This is a genomic window from Microbacterium azadirachtae (assembly GCF_025583665.1).
Taxonomy (GTDB): Bacteria; Actinomycetota; Actinomycetes; order Actinomycetales; family Microbacteriaceae; genus Microbacterium; species Microbacterium azadirachtae.
On the sequence record NZ_CP099706.1, the window covers coordinates 1,497,111 to 1,512,154 of the forward strand.

A 15,044-nucleotide genomic window follows, 5' to 3' on the forward strand; every position below is an offset into this window, starting at 1 on the left:
GCCCGGGCGAGGCCCGCGAAGGCGTCACATCCGGAAGGATCCGGGGAATCCGCGCGTTGCCGTCAGTAGGATGAAAGACGTCCGCCCCGTGCGCACCACCGCGCTTCGGGGGACCGGCAAGCGCCGCGAGCGCGGCGCGGATTGGATGACATCGACATGGCGATCTACACGCTGCCCGACCTTCCCTACGACTTCGCGGCCCTGGAGCCGCACATCAGCGGCAAGATCATGGAGCTGCACCATGACAAGCACCACGCCGCCTACGTCGCCGGTGCGAACGCGGCGCTCGAGTCCCTCGCCGAGGCGCGCGAGAGCGGCAATCTCGCGAACGTGAACAAGCTCGAGAAGGACCTGGCCTTCAACCTCGGCGGCCACGTGAACCACTCGATCTTCTGGACCAACCTGTCGCCGAACGGCGGCGGCGAGCCCGAGGGCGAGCTGCGTGCGGCGATCGACGAGTTCTTCGGCTCGTTCGAGAAGTTCCAGGCGCACTTCACCGCCGCGGCCATGGGCATCCAGGGCTCGGGCTGGTCCGTGCTGAGCTGGGACCCGATCGGCGCGCGCCTGATCATCCAGCAGCTGTTCGACCAGCAGGGCAACACCGCGCAGGGCACCGTGCCGCTGTTCCAGCTGGACATGTGGGAGCACGCGTTCTACCTGGACTACCTCAACGTGAAGGCCGACTACGTCAAGGCCGCGTGGAACATCGCGAACTGGGAGAACGTGGCTCAGCGCTTCGCGGCAGCGCGCGAAAAGACCAACGGACTGCTGGTACTGTCGTAAAAGATGGGCGTCCTGATGGGCGAAAAACCCATCAGGACGCCGTTGTCCGCGTTATCTGCAAGAATCACGCACTTCCTTGAGTAAGAACCAGGAGACTTTCGTGTCTGTCAAGATCGGTATCAACGGCTTCGGCCGCATCGGACGCAACTACTTCCGCGCAGCTCTGGAACAGGGCGCCGACCTCGAGATCGTCGCGGTCAACGACCTCACCGACAACAAGACCCTCGCGCATCTGCTCAAGTACGACTCCGTGGGCGGAGTCCTGAAGGCGGACGTGAGCTACGACGACGAGAGCATCACCGTCGACGGGCACCACATCAAGGCGTTCGCAGAGCGCGATCCCGCGAACCTGCCCTGGGGCGAGCTGGGCGTCGACATCGTCATCGAGTCGACCGGCTTCTTCACCAAGGCCGAGCTCGCGAAGAAGCACATCGAGGCCGGCGCCAAGAAGGTGCTGATCTCCGCTCCTGCGACCGGTGACGACGCGACCATCGTCATGGGCGTCAACGAGGAGACGTACAACCCGGAGACCGACCACATCATCTCCAACGCCTCGTGCACCACGAACTGCCTCGCCCCGCTCGCGAAGGTGTTCAACGACGAGTTCGGCATCGTGCGCGGCTTCATGATGACCGCGCACGCGTACACCGCCGACCAGAACCTGCAGGACGGACCGCACAGCGACCTGCGCCGCGCCCGTGCCGCCGCGATCAACATCGTCCCTGCGTCGACCGGCGCGGCCAAGGCCATCGGCCTCGTGCTGCCGGAGCTGAACGGCAAGCTCAGCGGTTCCTCCTACCGCGTGCCCGTTCCCACCGGCTCGATCGTCGACCTGACGCTCATCACCGAGCGCGAGGACCTGACCGCTGACGAGGTCAACGCCGCGTACGCGAAGGCCGCCGCCGAGGGACGTCTCAACGGCTACCTGCAGTACAACGAGGACCAGATCGTCTCCAGCGACATCCAGGGCAACCCGTTCTCCTCGATCTTCGACTCCACGCTGACCAATGTGTCGGGCAACCTGGTCAAGGTCTCCAGCTGGTACGACAACGAGTGGGGCTACTCCAACCGTCTCGTCGACCTCACCGAGTACGTGGCCGAGCGGCTCTAAGCTCATTTCCATGACTCTGCGCACCCTCGAATCCCTGAAGGAATCGGTCGGTTCGCTCGACGGAACACGCGTCATCGTCCGTTGTGACCTCAACGTCCCCCTGCGGGACGGGGTCATCACGGACGATGGCCGTGTTCGTGCGTCGGTGCCGACCCTCAAGGCCCTCATCGACCAGGGGGCGCGTGTCATCGTGTGCTCCCACCTCGGTCGTCCCGACGGCGCCCCGGACCCGCAGTACAGCCTGGCGCCGGTCGCGGCCCGCCTCGGCGAGCTGCTCGGGCAGTCGGTGGCGTTCGCGACCGACACCGTCGGCGCTTCGGCGCAGGAAGCGGTCGCCGCCCTGCAGCCGGGCGGCGTGCTCGTGCTGGAGAACCTCCGTTTCAACCCGGGGGAGACCGCGAAGGACGACGCGGAGCGCCGCGCCTTCGCGGAGCAGCTCGCCACCCTCGGCGACGCCCTGGTCTCCGACGGCTTCGGCGTCGTGCACCGCAAGCAGGCCAGCGTCTACGAGCTCGCCCAGATCCTGCCCTCCGCGGCGGGCCTCCTCATCGAGGCGGAGCTCACGGTCCTCGACCGGCTCACCGAGAACCCCGAGCGCCCCTACACGGTGGTGCTCGGCGGCTCGAAGGTCTCCGACAAGCTCGGCGTGATCTCGCACCTGCTGCCGCGCGTCGACCGTCTGCTCGTGGGCGGCGGGATGCTGTTCACGTTCCTCGCGGCCCAGGGCCACGCCGTCGCCTCCAGCCTGCTGGAGAAGGATCAGCTCGACACGGTCCGCGGCTACATCGCCGAGGCCGCCGAGCGCGGCGTCGAGCTCGTGCTGCCCACCGACGTCGTCGTCGCCGCCTCGTTCTCCGCGGACGCGGCGCACGAGACCGCGGCGGCGGACGCGATCGAGTCCACCTCCTTCGGCTCCTCGGGCATCGGCCTCGACATCGGGCCGGAGACGGCCGCGCGCTTCGCCGAGGCGATCCGCGGATCCAAGACGGTGTTCTGGAACGGTCCGATGGGCGTGTTCGAGTTCCCCGCCTTCGCGGCCGGCACCCGGACCGTCGCCGAAGCGCTGACGGAGACCCAGGGCCTCAGTGTCGTCGGCGGAGGCGACTCCGCCGCGGCCGTGCGCCAGCTCGGTTTCGCCGACGACCAGTTCGGTCACATCTCGACGGGCGGGGGCGCCAGCCTCGAGTTCCTGGAAGGCAAGAAACTCCCCGGACTGGAGGTCCTCGGATGGCAGTGAACAGTCGTACCCCCCTCATCGCGGGCAACTGGAAGATGAACCTCGACCACCTGCAGGCGGTGGCGTTCGTGCAGAAGCTGCACTGGACGCTCAAGGACGCCAAGCACGAGGACGGAACGGTCGAGGTGGCGATCTTCCCGCCGTTCACGGACCTGCGCAGCGTGCAGACGCTCATCGACGCCGACAAGATCCCGTTCGCGTTCGGTGCACAGGACCTGTCGCAGCACGACTCCGGCGCCTACACGGGGGAGATCTCCGGCGCGTTCCTCGCCAAGCTCGACGCGAGCTACGTGATCATCGGGCATTCCGAGCGACGCGAGTACCACGCCGAGAGCGACGAGATCGTGGCGGCGAAGACCAAGGCGGCCATCACGCACGGCCTCGTGCCGGTGATCTGCGTGGGCGAGACGGCGGAGGATCTGGAGAAGTTCGGCGCCAGCGCCGTGCCCGCCGGTCAGCTCGAGACGGCCCTGCAGGGTCTGGACGCCAAGGCGGACATCGTCATCGCGTACGAGCCCGTCTGGGCCATCGGATCCGGTCAGGCCGCCACGCCGCAGCAGGCGCAGGACGTCTGCGCCGTGCTGCGCGGCGTGATCGCGAAGGTCCTCGGCGACGAGGCGGCCGCACGGACCCGCATCCTCTACGGCGGCTCGGTGAAGTCGGCGAACATCGCAGGCTTCATGCGTGAGCCGGATGTGGACGGCGCCCTCGTCGGCGGTGCCAGCCTCGTGGTCGACGAGTTCGCCGCGATCGTCCGCTATCAGAAGCACGTCGGGGTCTGACACGCGTCCCCGCCCTCAGGGGCGGGGACGTCTCGACGTATAATTGACCGTTACCCGGGATCCTGCACGCCCGTGCGGGCCCGAGCGAAAGGCCGATCCGTGGATATCATCCAGTTCATCCTGCAGGTGCTGCTGGGCATCACCAGCGTCCTGCTGACCCTTCTGATCCTGCTCCACAAGGGGCGCGGCGGAGGCCTCTCCGACATGTTCGGCGGCGGCATGTCGTCGGCGGTCGGCTCCAGCGGACTCGCCGAGCGCAACCTCAACAGGTTCACGGTGGTCCTGGCCCTGGTCTGGTTCGTCGCGATCGTCGGACTCGGCCTCATCACGAAGTTCGAGGCGATCTGATGGCTACCGGCGGCAACGCAATCCGAGGGACGAGGGTCGGCTCCGGCCCCATGGGCGAGCAGGACCACGGCTACCACGCCGACCGCATCGCGATCTCGTACTGGGACGGACTCGGCAACGAGACCGTGCGGTACTTCGCGGCGGGGCTGCCCGAGGAGGAGATCCCGGACATCATCGACCACCCGCATTCGGGTCTGCCGGCAGGGCGCGACAAGGAGAACCCGCCGGAGATCGCCAAGGCGGAGCCCTACAAGACGCACCTCGCGTACGTGAAGGAGCGTCGCACCGACGAGGAGGCCGAGCAGCTGCTCGGCGACGCGCTCGCGCAGCTGCGCGAGCGTCGCGGCCAGGGCTGATCCGCTCGGCGCCGTCTGCTTTCCGAAGGCCCCCGCTCGGCGGGGGCCTTCGGCGTTCGCGGGAGCCCGAGCTCGGGGCGCCGGCGGCGTCGCTCAGAGGAAGGGGACGAAGCTGCGCGGAACCGTCACGTTGTCGGGGAGCCCCGTGAACAGGGGAGCGACCTGGTCCGGCCGGTATCCGGCGATCCCGCAGCCCACCGGGGTCAGCAGGAATCGTCGCTCGGGGTGTGCGGCGGCGTACTCCGCGAACGTGCGCGCCTCGGCGGCGAGCACCTCGAGGCCGCTCATCGTGTCGATGGCGTAGGTGTCGCCGTGATGGCCGTGCCCCTCGCCCCATACCGCGCCGAAGTCGCGGTACGCGATGAGCGCGGCGCCGCCTCCATGGTGCCCTTCCGCGTTCGACCCGAAGACGAACACCTCGTCGGGTCGGAGCGCGGTGACGCGCTCCGGTGTGATCCGCATGTCGCTGCTCCTTCCGACGGAGCGAACTCTACGCCGTGGAGGAGGGAGGAAGTGGAGGGGGTGACGGGAATCGAACCCGCGCAATCAGTTTGGAAGACTGAGACTCTACCATTGAGCTACACCCCCGGACCTTGCGCCATCGGCGCCGGGACCGACCCGGGCGAACGCCGCGGGACTCCATCGAGCATACCTGACTGACGGGGGTGCTCCGTTCCGTTAGACTCGTGAAGGCCGTTCCCGCGCGCGCGGGTTGCCAACCCGGGGCGTAGCTCAGCTTGGTAGAGCGCCCGCTTTGGGAGCGGGAGGTCGCAGGTTCAAATCCTGTCGCCCCGACGTTCACATACGTCGCACTCGCGGGGATTTCCGCGCGGGACATTCACAAGGAGACACACCAGCATGGCGAACAGCACCGTCGAGAAGCTTGCCCCGACCCGGGTCAAGCTGCACATCACGGTCACCCCGGAAGACCTCAAGCCCAGCATCGCGCACGCGTACGAGCACATCGCGCAGGACGTGCAGATCCCCGGCTTCCGCAAGGGCAAGGTGCCCGCGCCCATCATCGACCAGCGCGTCGGCCGTGGCGCCGTCATCGAGCACGCCGTCAACGAGGGTCTCGACACCTTCTTCCGCGAGGCGACCCTCGAGCACAACCTCCGCGTCGTCGGCCGTCCGTCGGCCGAGGTCGTCGAGTGGCCGAACGAGAAGGACTTCTCCGGCGACCTCAAGGTCGAGGTCGAGGTCGACGTCCGTCCGGAGATCGAGGTCCCCTCGCTCGACGGCATCACGCTGACCGTCGACGCCGTCGAGGCCGACGACGCGGCGCTCGACGCAGAGCTGGACCGCCTGCGCTCCCGCTTCGGCACGCTCGTGCCCGTCGACCGTCCGGCCACGTCCGGCGACTTCGTCGAGCTCGACCTGGTCGCCGCGATCGACGGCGCCGAGATCGACCGCGCCGAGGGCGTGTCGTACGAGGTCGGCTCGGGTGAGCTGCTCGAGGGCATCGACGACGCGATCGAGTCGCTCACCGCCGGTGAGGACACCACGTTCCGCTCCAAGCTCGTCGGCGGCGACCACGCCGGCGAGGAGGCCGAGGTCTCCGTCACGGTCAAGGCCGTCAAGGAGCGCGAGCTCCCCGAGGCGGACGACGACTTCGCGCAGATCGCGAGCGAGTTCGACACCATCGGTGAGCTGCGCGACAGCCTGCGCGAGTCGGTCTCGCAGCAGGGCGTGTTCACGCAGGCGTCTGCCGCGCGCGACAAGCTCGTCGAGACGCTGCTCGAGCAGATCGACATCCCCGTCCCGCCGCAGCTCATCGAGGACGAGGTGCACAACCACCTCGAGGGCGAAGGCCGCCTCGAGGACGACGAGCACCGCGCAGAGGTGACCGAGGCCAGCACCAAGCAGTTCAAGACGCAGGTGCTGCTGGACGCGATCGCCGAGGACGCGAACGTCCAGGTCTCGCAGGACGAGCTGAGCCAGTACCTGATCCAGTCCGCCGCGCAGTACGGCATGGCGCCGCAGGAGTTCGTCGAGGCCCTGCAGTCCGCGAACCAGCTGCCGGTGCTCGTCGGAGAGGTCGCCCGCAACAAGGCGCTCGCCGTCGCGCTGGGCAAGGTCACCGTCGTCGACTCGAACGGCAAGCCCGTCGACCTGACCGGCTTCGTGGCCGTCGAGGACGAGGCCGAGCAGGCCGAGGAAGCCCCGGCGGAGAAGGCCCCGGCCAAGAAGGCGCCCGCCAAGAAGGCTCCGGCGAAGAAGGCCGCCGCCAAGGCCGAGGACGCCGCCGAGGCTCCGGCCGACGAGAAGCCCGCCGCCAAGAAGCCGGCTGCGCGCAAGGCTCCGGCCAAGAAGGCGGCGGAGAAGGCTGCGGACGCCGAGTAATCCTCGGATCCGAGATCCCGGAAGAGGGCGGGTGCCGTGCGCACCCGCCCTCTTCGCATCCCTGGAGGAGACGCATGGACGACTGGCAGGAGCGCATCGACGCCGTCTGGGAGGCCGCCGCGGGCGGACTCGTCGACGAGGAGGTCATCGCCCGCATCGACGCGATCGCGGCCGAGCGTGCACCTGACGATGCGGAGGCGGCGTTCGAGCGGGCGGGTGCCCGCGACTCGGGCGACCTCCCCGAGGACGCGGTGCCGCTGTACCGGCTCGCCCTCGCCCGCGGCCTCGACGACGACCGGCGCGCGCAGGCGACGATCCAGCTCGCCAGCACGCTGCGCAACCTCGGTCAGGTGGACGAGGCCCTCGCGCTCATCGCCGCCGAACAGGAGTCGCACCCGGATTCGCCCTACCGGGACGCGATCGCGGCGATGCACGCCCTCGCGCTGGTGAGCGCAGGCCGGCCTGAGGAAGGCGTCGGCGTCGCGATTCTCGCGCTCGTGGAGCACATGCCGCGCTACCGCCGCTCGATGACCGCCTACGCCGAGGAGATCGCGCGCCGCGGCGCCTGATATGCCGACGGCGAACACGGCCGGGCGTGCGCGTTGTCGCCGGTAGATTCGAATCACCGAACACGGAAACAGGAGCGGAAATGGCTGAACCCCTGGTCGCGACGAGCGTCTTCGACAGGCTGCTCAAGGATCGCATCATCTGGCTGGGATCCGAGGTGCGGGACGAGAACGCCAACGAGATCTGTGCGAAGATCCTCCTTCTCGCCGCCGAGGACCCTGAGAAGGACATCTACCTCTACATCAACTCGCCCGGCGGCTCCATCACCGCAGGCATGGCGATCTACGACACGATGCAGTTCGTTCCGAACGACATCGTCACGGTGGGCATCGGAATGGCCGCCTCGATGGGCCAGCTGCTGCTGACCAGCGGCACCAAGGGCAAGCGCTACATCACCCCGAACGCCCGCGTGCTGCTCCACCAGCCGCACGGCGGATTCGGCGGCACTGCGAGCGACATCCAGACGCAGGCGCAGCTCATCCTCGACATGAAGAAGCGTCTCGCCGAGATCACCGCCTCGCAGACGGGCAAGACCGTCGAGCAGATCAACGCCGACGGCGACCGGGACCGCTGGTTCTCGGCGCAGGAGGCCCTCGAGTACGGCTTCGTCGACCACATGCGCGAGCACGCCAGTGACGTGCACGGCGGTGGCGGCACCGGCGCCGACGGCTCGGACAAGTAAGGCTGGAGAGGACACCCATGTACACACCCACGTTCCGCTCCGCCGGCACCCTGCCCTCGAGCCGCTACGTCCTTCCTCAGTTCGAGGAGCGCACCGCTTACGGCTTCAAGCGCCAGGACCCGTACAACAAGCTGTTCGAGGATCGAGTGATCTTCCTCGGCGTGCAGGTGGACGACGCGTCCGCCGACGACGTGATGGCGCAGCTCCTCGTCCTGGAGAGCCAGGACTCCGAGCGCGACATCACGATGTACATCAATTCGCCCGGTGGATCCTTCACCGCGATGACCGCGATCTACGACACGATGCAGTACGTCGCGCCGCAGATCCAGACGGTCGTGCTGGGGCAGGCCGCATCGGCCGCCTCGGTGCTGCTCGCGGCGGGCGCCCCCGGCAAGCGTCTCGCGCTGCCCAACGCCCGCGTGCTGATGCACCAGCCCGCGATGGGCGAGGCGGGGCACGGCCAGGCGTCGGACATCGAGATCCAGGCGGCGGAGATCCTCCGGATGCGCACCTGGCTCGAGGAGACGATGGCCAAGCACACCGGCAAGCCGGTCGAGCAGGTCAACCGTGACATCGATCGCGACAAGATCCTCTCGGCCGAGGAGGCCAAGGACTACGGCATCGTCGACCAGGTGCTGTCCAGCCGCAAGCGCCAGGCGCTGAGCTGACCCGCTGAAACCACGCCGCAGGGCGGCCCGGATCGATTCCGGGCCGCCCTGCGGCGTTCGCGCTCCGGTTGCGCGAGTGAGCGTCGCCACCTGCTCATATGAGCAGATCCGTGCGCGTGCGTGTGGTCACGCGGTACCCTCGGAGCATGCCCCGTATCGCCATCGACGACGACGAACTGCTCGCCGTCCGTGTCGCGGAGCTCTACTACGACGAGGACAAGACGCAGGACGAGATCGGCGGTCTCCTGGGCATCTCGCGCTGGAAGGTCGGGCGCCTCCTGCAGCAGGCGCGCGCGGACGGCATCGTCCGCATCGAGATCGTCCACCCGCGCGCCCGCAAGCTGGGCATCGAGCGGGATCTGCGCGAGCGCTTCGGCCTCGCCGACGCCGTGGTGGTGCCGAACGGCCCCAGCGACACGGAGACCCTGGGACGGGTCGCCCAGGGGGCGGCCGACCACCTCGCCGCCCTCCGTCCCGTCCCGAAGACGCTCGCCGTGAGCTGGGGGCGCACTCTCACCGCGGTCGCCGACCGCATGGCCGACGGATGGGCGCGCAGCGTGACCGTCGTGCAGATGAACGGCGGCGTGAGTGTCAACCGGCGCCCCGGCGGCGCGGCCTCCCTCGCCGCGACGATCGCGCAGCGCGCCGCCGGCCAGGTCGCCCTGCTGCCCAGCCCCGCGATCCTGGAGCGGCTCGAGACGAAGCAGGCCATCGAGCGCGACCGCACTGTCGCCGGCGTGCTCGAGCAGGCCGCGCAGGCCGACGCGTACCTGTTCACGGCGGGGGTCTGCGACGCCGGATCCGCGCACGTCGAGAACGGATACCTGACGGTTCAGGACATCGACGAGCTGGCCCGTCGCGGCGCGGTCGGAGACGTCCTCGGTCGCTACATCGACGCGGACGGCAACATCGTCGATCCCGAACTCGACGCCCGGACGGTGGGACTGAGCCTCGAACGGCTGCGCGACGCGCGCACCGCCGTCTTCGTCACGGCGGGAGAGGCGAAGCACGACATCGCCCGGACCGTCGTGGCCTCGAAACTGTGCACGATGGTGGTCACCGATGAGGCGACCGCCCTGACTCTCCTGGAGCTGGACAAGTGACCGGAACTGTGACGACGACCGAACTCGCGCGGCGCACCGCGCTGGAGGTGCTCGGCGGCGCCCCCGACGACCTCACGCTGCGGCGCTTCCTGCACGGACTGCCGGGTGTGGACGCGGTGGGGCTCGAGCAGCGCTCCGCGGGACTCGGCACCCGCTCGATCAAGACCACGTCCAAGGCGTGGGCGCTGGACACGATCATCCGCCTCATCGACCTCACCACGCTCGAGGGCGCGGACACACCGGGCAAGGTGCGGTCCCTCGTCTCCAAGGCGAAGCTGCCGGACGCCTCCGACCCGAGCTGCCCCTCCGTCGCGGCGGTGTGCGTCTACGGCGACATGGTGCCGCACGCGGTCGAGGCGCTGGGCTCCCGTCACGGCGACCCCGATGACGGCGGCATCTCCGTCGCGGCGGTCGCGACCGCCTTCCCGAGCGGTCGTGCCTCGCTCGCCGTCAAGCTCGCGGACACCCGCGACGCGGTGCAGGCGGGCGCCGACGAGATCGACATGGTGATCGACCGCGGCGCTTTCCTCGCAGGGCGCTACGGGCAGGTGTTCGATCAGATCGTCGCGGTCAAGGACGCCTGCCGCCGCGAGGACGGCACGTCCGCCTCGCTCAAGGTCATCCTCGAGACCGGCGAGCTGAACACGTACGACAACATCAAGCGCGCGTCGTGGCTCGGCATCCTGGCCGGCGGCGACTTCATCAAGACGTCGACCGGCAAGGTCTCGCCGGCGGCGACGCTGCCGGTCACCCTCCTCATGCTGGAGGCCGTGCGCGACTGGCATCGGCTGACCGGCGCGAAGGTCGGCGTGAAGCCGGCCGGCGGCATCCGGTCCTCGAAGGACGCGGTGAAGTACCTCGTGCACGTCGCCGAGACCGTAGGGGAGGAGTGGCTGCAGCCGCACCTGTTCCGGTTCGGCGCCTCCAGCCTGCTCAACGACGTGCTGCTGCAGCGGCAGAAGCTGACCACCGGCCACTACTCCGGCCCCGACTACGTCACGATCGACTGACGGAGGACCACGCATGGGATTCCTGGATTACGCGCCCGCGCCCGAGTCGCGGAGCATCCTCGCACTGAAGGACGAATACGGCCTCTTCATCGACGGCGAGTTCGTCGAGGGACGCGGGGCGTCGTTCGCGACCATCTCGCCTGCCGATGAATCGCGCATCGCGATGATCGCGCACGCCTCCGACGAGGACGTCGACCTCGCCGTCGCCGCCGCGCGCCGCGCCTACACCAAGGTGTGGTCGAAGATGAGCGGGCGCGACCGCGGGAAGTACCTCTTCCGCATCGCCCGCCTCGTACAGGAGCGTGCTCGCGAGCTCGCCGTCGCGGAGAGCCTGGACAACGGCAAGCCGATCAAGGAGTCGCGCGACGTCGACGTGCCGCTCGTCGCCTCGTGGTTCTTCTACTACGCGGGCTGGGCGGACAAGCTCGACTATGCGGGTGCGGGTCCGAATCCGCAGGCGCACGGCGTGGCCGGTCAGGTCATCCCGTGGAACTTCCCGCTGCTGATGCTGGCGTGGAAGGTCGCCCCGGCTCTCGCGGCAGGCAACACGGTGGTGCTGAAGCCGGCCGAGACGACGTCGCTCACCGCACTGATCTTCGCGGAGATCCTGCAGCAGGCCGATCTGCCGGCGGGTGTCGTGAACATCGTCACCGGGGCAGGCGCGACCGGCGCGGCGGTCGTCCGCCATCCCGACGTCGACAAGGTGGCCTTCACCGGATCCACCGCGGTGGGGCGCGAGATCGCGCGCGCCGTCGCGGGCACCGGCAAGGCGCTGACCCTGGAGCTCGGCGGCAAGGCGGCGAACATCGTGTTCGACGACGCGCCGATCGACCAGGCGATCGAGGGCATCGTCAACGGCATCTTCTTCAACCAGGGGCACGTGTGCTGTGCGGGCAGCCGCCTGCTGGTGCAGGAGTCGATCCATGACGAGGTCATCGACCGGCTCAAGGAGCGCCTGTCGACGCTCCGCCTCGGAGACCCGCTCGACAAGAACACCGACATCGGCGCGATCAACTCCGCCGAGCAGCTGGCCCGCATCCGCGAGCTCAGCCAGGTCGGCGAGGACGAGGGCGCCGAGCGCTGGACGGCCGACTGCGTCATCCCGGACAAGGGCTTCTGGTTCGCTCCGACGATCTTCACCGGCGTCGAGGCCTCGCACCGGATCGCACGCGAGGAGGTGTTCGGCCCGGTCCTGTCGGTGCTGACCTTCCGCACCCCCGCGGAGGCGATCGCGAAGGCGAACAACACGCCGTACGGCCTGTCCGCAGGGATCTGGAGCGACAAGGGATCCCGGATCCTGGCCGTCGCCGACCAGCTGCGCGCCGGTGTGGTGTGGGCCAACACGTTCAACCGGTTCGATCCGTCGAGTCCGTTCGGAGGCTACAAGGAGTCGGGCTACGGCCGTGAGGGCGGCAAGCAGGGCCTGGCCGCGTACCTGCGTCCGGCATCGGCCGCGCCGCGCGCCGTGGCCGGACGGACGGACGCGAAGGGCGAAGCCGTCGCCGCGAAGAAGGGGGGCGCGGCATGAGCGCGCGACTGACCGTTCCCAAGACCTACAAGCTCGCGATCGGCGGGGCGTTCCCCCGGAGCGAGTCCGGCCGCACCTACGAGGTCACGACTCCGAAGGGCGCGTTCCTGGCCAACGCCGCGAAGGCCTCGCGCAAGGACGCCCGCGACGCGGTCAAGGCCGCCCGCAGCGCACAGGGCGGGTGGGCCAAGGCCACCGCGTACAACCGCGGTCAGGTGCTGTACCGGGTGGCCGAGGTGCTCGAGGGGCGCCGCGCCCAGTTCGTCGACGAGATCGTGGCGCAGCAGGGCGTGTCCGCGGCCGTCGCGGGCGCACAGGTCGACGAGGCCATCGACCTGTGGGTCTGGTACGCGGGCTGGTGCGACAAGTACGCGCAGGTCGCGGGCAACCTGAACCCGGTCGCGGGCGCCTACTTCAACATCTCCGCGCCGGAACCCACGGGCGTCGTCGCGATCATCGCGCCGCAGGACTCGGCGCTGCTCGGCCTGGTCTCGGTCGTCGCGCCGGCCCTCGTCGCCGGGAACGCGGTGGTCGTCGTCGCCAGCGAGGCCTACCCTCTGTCGGCGATCAGCCTGGCGGAGGTGCTCGCCACGAGTGATCTGCCCGGCGGCGTCGTCAACGTGCTGACCGGATCTGCGGCGGAGCTCGCGCCGTGGCTCGCCGCGCACGCCGACGTGAACGCGCTGGATCTGTCCGGCGCCGGCGGGATCGACTGGGTCGATCTGCAGATCACGGCGGCGGACACGCTCAAGCGGGTGCTCACGCCGGGTGAGGTCGTCGCCTCCCCGCAGCGGATCGCGGCCTTCACCGAGGTCAAGACGGTCTGGCACCCGAAGAGCATGGTCTGAGCGAACCGCCGCGAGGCTTCCGCGGCTCTGAGGGCCCGCTCCGCTGTATGCGGGGCGGGCCCTGTCGTCGTGACGGCGAGGACGCGAGTGCGCGTTCGAGAGTGGTGAGCGCAGGCAATATATTGAACGCGTGAAGCGATTCGTGCACCCGAACTCCCTGCGGCGGCTCACGCTCGCGATTCTTGCTGCCGCCCTCGTGGCGACGAGTGTCGTCGTGCCGAGGAGCGCCGCGTCGGCGACGGCCCCTCCGACCGCGTCCCAGACTCTGGCGCAGCAGATCGTCAACAGCGGCATGCTGAGCGGGAATCCGGAGCCGATGGCGCAGATCCGCGGGTACGCGAACGGCGCGCTGTTCTCTCACGTCGTCGGCGGCCAGGTACGCGACTGCCTCATCGACCCGGTGATCCTCCAAGCGCTCAAGACGACGATCGTCGACAGGAAGTTCTCCCTCTACGTCGCGTCGCTGAACAGGTTCTGCACCGGGGAACTCAGCTCGATCGGGACCAGCAGCTATCACTGGAGATCGGGAGGCGGCCACGCGGTGGACATCTCCCGCGTCAACGGCGTCCCTTCCACGGGCGCCACGGCGCAGGACCTTGCGCTGATCAACTCGATGTTCACCGCGCTGCCCGCCCCCGCAGGGCTCGGGCAGTATCAATGCCGCAGACCCCTCAGCGTCCCGGCGCAATGGACGCAGTTCGAGGATTCCTGCGATCACAACCACTTCGAATACCGCGGTGGGGTCGGCGGCCTGGCGCCGAACGGCCCCTTCGATCTGAACGGCGATATGAAGTCGGATCTGCTGGGAGTGCGCGACGACGGCTACCTGGTCGAGTACCTGAGCTACGGCCCCACGGGCGCGGTCGCGTTGACGGGCAACACGCTCGGCAACGGGTGGGAGACGACATCGGCGATCGTGCACGGCGATTTCAACGGGGACGGGGCCGGGGATCTGCTTCAGACGCGCACCGACGGCAGGCTGTTCTACTACTCCGGCGACGCATCGAGTCATTACAGCGGCCTGCAGGTCGGGTCGGGATGGACATCGGCCTACAGTCTGCTCACGGGCGGGGTGGATTTCACGGGCGACGGGCGGCCCGACCTCGTGACCCGAGGACCCGACGCCGCGCTGTACGCCTATCCCGGCCTGGGCAACGGCTGGTTCGGAGGCCGCGTCCAGATCGGCAACGGCTGGTCGGGGATGACGGCGCTCGTCGCAGGCGACTTCGACAACAACGGACGGGGCGATCTGATCGCCCGTGACGTGAACGGCGACCTGTGGGCCTACTTCGGACTCAGCACGGGATTCACCGCTCCGCGGAAGATCGGCTGGGGCTGGAACATTTTCTCGACGATCACCGGCGCCGGCGACTACGACGGCGACGGGAACGCAGACATCATCGGCCGCAACGGAACCGATCAGACCCTCTGGCTCTATCGGGGGACCGGATCGGGGACGATCGGCTCGTACCAGCAGATCGGCAACGGCTGGGGCGGGTTCCGCTTCATCAGCTGAGGGGTCGGAGTGTTCGCCGGGCGCGAAGCGGGGAAGGGCGGCGATCCGTGGCGATACGGCCCGATGTCGGGTGCAGCGGTTAGGCTCGAATCGCGGCTCCGCCGCACGGTGAATCACGTCGTGATCGCACGCGCTGCGGCGACCGCGGCCCACGTCTCGAAG

At 69.0% G+C, this 15,044-nt stretch carries 16 protein-coding genes and 2 tRNA genes; 16 read left to right on the top strand and 2 right to left on the bottom strand.

Features of this window, described 5'->3' with window-relative positions:
• Window positions 1-156 precede the first annotated feature (156 nt).
• From NFX31_RS07095 to NFX31_RS07120, 6 genes are all read left to right on the top strand, one after another.
• The gene (locus NFX31_RS07095; RefSeq protein WP_045252313.1) at window positions 157-783 is read left to right on the top strand and encodes a superoxide dismutase; all 627 of its coding nucleotides are present in this window, start codon (window positions 157-159) and stop codon (window positions 781-783) included.
• A 100-nt stretch (window positions 784-883) separates the two neighbouring features.
• A complete protein-coding gene (gap, locus tag NFX31_RS07100) occupies window positions 884-1,894 on the top strand; it encodes a type I glyceraldehyde-3-phosphate dehydrogenase (RefSeq protein WP_045252312.1) in 1,011 nt (336 codons plus the stop codon).
• Window positions 1,895-1,904: 10 nt separating this feature from the next.
• A complete protein-coding gene (locus NFX31_RS07105) occupies window positions 1,905-3,131 on the top strand; it encodes a phosphoglycerate kinase (protein WP_091475839.1) in 1,227 nt (408 codons plus the stop codon).
• The gene (tpiA, locus tag NFX31_RS07110; RefSeq protein ID WP_045252310.1) at window positions 3,122-3,913 is read left to right on the top strand and encodes a triose-phosphate isomerase; all 792 of its coding nucleotides are present in this window, start codon (window positions 3,122-3,124) and stop codon (window positions 3,911-3,913) included. The genes NFX31_RS07105 and tpiA overlap by 10 nt, the downstream gene beginning before the upstream one ends.
• A 99-nt stretch (window positions 3,914-4,012) precedes the next feature.
• Window positions 4,013-4,261, top strand: a complete 249-nt coding sequence (secG, locus tag NFX31_RS07115; protein WP_045252309.1) for a preprotein translocase subunit SecG — start codon at window positions 4,013-4,015, stop codon at window positions 4,259-4,261.
• Window positions 4,261-4,617 (top strand): RNA polymerase-binding protein RbpA, encoded by a 357-nt coding sequence (locus NFX31_RS07120; protein WP_045252308.1) that lies wholly within the window; start codon window positions 4,261-4,263, stop codon window positions 4,615-4,617. Before secG ends, NFX31_RS07120 begins: the two co-directional genes overlap by 1 nt.
• Window positions 4,618-4,710: 93 nt before the next feature.
• On the opposite strand, the gene NFX31_RS07125 is transcribed toward NFX31_RS07120, so the two are convergent.
• Both NFX31_RS07125 and NFX31_RS07130 read right to left on the bottom strand, forming a co-directional pair.
• Complete coding sequence (locus tag NFX31_RS07125) at window positions 4,711-5,079, bottom strand: A1S_2505 family phage non-structural protein (RefSeq protein ID WP_262957070.1); 369 nt, start codon at window positions 5,077-5,079, stop codon at window positions 4,711-4,713.
• Window positions 5,080-5,131: 52 nt separating this feature from the next.
• Window positions 5,132-5,205, bottom strand: a tRNA-Gly gene (locus tag NFX31_RS07130).
• A gap of 133 nt (window positions 5,206-5,338) precedes the next feature.
• On the opposite strand from NFX31_RS07130, the gene NFX31_RS07135 reads away from it, so the two are divergent.
• From NFX31_RS07135 to NFX31_RS07180, 10 genes are all read left to right on the top strand, one after another.
• Window positions 5,339-5,412, top strand: a tRNA-Pro gene (locus tag NFX31_RS07135).
• Between the two features lie 63 nt (window positions 5,413-5,475).
• Window positions 5,476-6,960, top strand: a complete 1,485-nt coding sequence (gene tig / locus NFX31_RS07140) for a trigger factor (RefSeq protein WP_262957071.1) — start codon at window positions 5,476-5,478, stop codon at window positions 6,958-6,960.
• Window positions 6,961-7,034: 74 nt separating this feature from the next.
• Complete coding sequence (locus NFX31_RS07145) at window positions 7,035-7,529, top strand: tetratricopeptide repeat protein (RefSeq protein WP_262957072.1); 495 nt, start codon at window positions 7,035-7,037, stop codon at window positions 7,527-7,529.
• Between the two features lie 80 nt (window positions 7,530-7,609).
• Window positions 7,610-8,209, top strand: coding sequence for an ATP-dependent Clp protease proteolytic subunit (locus tag NFX31_RS07150; RefSeq protein WP_045252304.1), 600 nt, complete (start codon window positions 7,610-7,612; stop codon window positions 8,207-8,209).
• A 17-nt stretch (window positions 8,210-8,226) separates the two neighbouring features.
• On the top strand, window positions 8,227-8,877 hold the full coding sequence (locus NFX31_RS07155; protein WP_045252303.1) for an ATP-dependent Clp protease proteolytic subunit: 651 nt from the start codon (window positions 8,227-8,229) through the stop codon (window positions 8,875-8,877).
• A 146-nt stretch (window positions 8,878-9,023) separates the two neighbouring features.
• Window positions 9,024-9,980, top strand: coding sequence for a sugar-binding transcriptional regulator (locus tag NFX31_RS07160; protein WP_245762786.1), 957 nt, complete (start codon window positions 9,024-9,026; stop codon window positions 9,978-9,980).
• Window positions 9,981-10,021: 41 nt separating this feature from the next.
• A complete protein-coding gene (gene deoC, locus NFX31_RS07165; protein ID WP_248700528.1) occupies window positions 10,022-10,990 on the top strand; it encodes a deoxyribose-phosphate aldolase in 969 nt (322 codons plus the stop codon).
• 13 nt (window positions 10,991-11,003) lie between these two features.
• The gene (locus NFX31_RS07170; RefSeq protein WP_045252301.1) at window positions 11,004-12,518 is read left to right on the top strand and encodes an aldehyde dehydrogenase family protein; all 1,515 of its coding nucleotides are present in this window, start codon (window positions 11,004-11,006) and stop codon (window positions 12,516-12,518) included.
• The gene (locus NFX31_RS07175) at window positions 12,515-13,366 is read left to right on the top strand and encodes an aldehyde dehydrogenase family protein (protein ID WP_091475847.1); all 852 of its coding nucleotides are present in this window, start codon (window positions 12,515-12,517) and stop codon (window positions 13,364-13,366) included. Before NFX31_RS07170 ends, NFX31_RS07175 begins: the two co-directional genes overlap by 4 nt.
• Window positions 13,367-13,496: 130 nt before the next feature.
• Window positions 13,497-14,882, top strand: a complete 1,386-nt coding sequence (locus tag NFX31_RS07180) for an FG-GAP repeat domain-containing protein (protein WP_262957073.1) — start codon at window positions 13,497-13,499, stop codon at window positions 14,880-14,882.
• The last annotated feature ends 162 nt before the right edge of the window (window positions 14,883-15,044 follow it).